The 2099-nt window shown below is 50.7% G+C and carries 1 protein-coding gene; it reads left to right on the top strand.

From position 1 onward, the window contains the following. The first annotated feature begins 606 nt into the window (after positions 1–606). The gene (locus tag BM225_RS21475) at positions 607–1035 is read left to right on the top strand and encodes a hypothetical protein (protein WP_092465541.1); all 429 of its coding nucleotides are present in this window, start codon (positions 607–609) and stop codon (positions 1033–1035) included. Positions 1036–2099 lie beyond the last annotated feature (1064 nt).

The raw sequence follows: 2099 nt of genomic DNA, 5'->3' as shown, positions 1-2099 counted from the left end.
GCCATGCGAAACCTCCATCTGCTGACGCAGACCTTCTCGCAGGACGGCCAACTCTCAGGAACACATCAAATCAATGGGGTATGGCCGTCGCATACCAGCCATCATCAAGCTGCCGCAAAATGTGCAGACATGTCAATTTCAGAAATGGACAATGAGGAATCACTTTGCTCGCAGGGCAATTTTGATCGAGGTAGGAGACCCAATTCATCCGATGGGGCGCGCTCTCCATTGCGCATCTGGGATCAAAAGTCGCGACGCACTCTGAGTACTTGTATCAAATCGGCATTATGTCGCCGAGCGAGTACGCTCATCAATTCCATATGCCTCCGAACTCCATCCCACACTCAATTAAACCTTTGTATTATCGATCTTAAACTAGAGCTTATAACGAGCAGGAAACCTCCCAACTCCGCAATACCGTCAGCACAGCTTCGCTCAAGCGGCGCAAAGGTTTTGCAATTTTGACGCCAATGCAACCTAAAGTGTATCTCAACCTATCAAAGGAAACAAAATTTTTCACCCATCCGGCTCGCCTTTGCATTTACATATGTATAAGACTACCAGAACGATCCTGAAACTCACGCAAACAGAATGAGAATTTGCAGAATGATACGTTCATCTTTAAGTGTAACAGCGACGATTGCTTACGCTTTGGCGTTTCTCCTGTATTTTTTTGGTATCTCAAATGGAATTGGTGAAGCAGAGACAACGACGAGCATCTTTTACATGGCTTTGATTGGCGCGGGTGCTTTGATAGCGCTCATCTGGATGGGAAAAACTGGAGAAGAACTGCTCTATCCCTTTATCTTGACGGGTGCTGTGTCGGTTGGCGCGTGCTTTACCGTTATTTTGGAGACAAGCTTTTCGGCGCTACTTTCCATAGGAAGCCTCGCCTATGCCGCCATCGCAAATATCAATGAGATAGAAAATTCAGCCGCTTTCGGAATACATGACCTGAAGGAAGCGGTTCTTCCCTTTCTATTCCTTGCGCCCATCTTGTCAATCTATGCCTTAGACCGCGTTAGTAAAAATTAAGATAGGGGATCGCTCCCAATTACGACAAGAAATTCTAAGCGGCCGGCAAGATAATAAAGACACGTCGTTTGGTGACAGGGATAGGCGCTGTTGTGTAAATTACCCAGCGATAGCACTTCCCCTTTCATCTAACACACTTGCCTCGCGGCCACGGTCATCGAGATGGCGACTGTCGTAAAGCAGTTGAGGCCCGCTGCGCGGATCTGATCTCTGCCACTCACACCCTGCGGCGGCGGTGACACCCGCGCCAGTTCAGCCAGAGCGCCCGGCCCAAGTGTTTTCGATGCTCTCAGAACGCGTGCGCGCGGGCTCCGGCTATGCCTGGCTTCCATGACTTGGCCTTCCGTCTCCGGGTGGCGTGAAGGCACGACAGCATGCCGATCCGAAGAAAAATACGAACGCTGAAACATCGCGCACGCCGTTTTGAAATGTCATGGTTGCGCGTACGCCTCTGGCCTTCTACCTCGATGCCGGTGCTGTCCACTAGCAGGTGCAGCCGCCCCTTCGACCTGCGATACATGAGAAGCACGTTAGCGGTTTTTGTCGGCTTGACGGAGCGTATCCAGACCGTTCGAGCAGGCTCGCTACGATCCGGTCTCTTCGGGATACAGCAAACCGAGGAGTATCCTTTAGAGAGAGGGAGGCCTGAAACGCCGCAGCGCTATAGGCCCGCTACGGCCCCAATGCCCCGACCGAATGGCTCGCCACTGCATCGAAATTATAGATCAACCGCGCTGCCGCAGCGCCTGATTGTAGCTTTGCCAGTTGGTGGTCTCGTCGTTCATGTTTGAAGGTCTACTCGAGCTATACAGACAGCACGCTTGATTCACGTGATGAATACTTTTGGATTTGCGAAATCCGCTCTTCACACTGTGTGGGCGCCATCAGCATCTGTGCATGAAACGCCAAGGTACATCTGAACACACAGAAAAAATTAACATAACTATGATTACAAGATTTACCGTCGCGGTGCGGCACATTCTAAACTGGGTTGCGACAAACTCTCTATCTTGCTGAAAAGCAAGGAGACCGGACATGGCCCACACAGAACTGGATTTACACGA

This window comes from Donghicola eburneus (assembly GCF_900115865.1).
Classification (GTDB): Bacteria; Pseudomonadota; Alphaproteobacteria; order Rhodobacterales; family Rhodobacteraceae; genus Donghicola; species Donghicola eburneus.
This window is presented reverse-complemented; position numbering and strand designations above follow the sequence as displayed.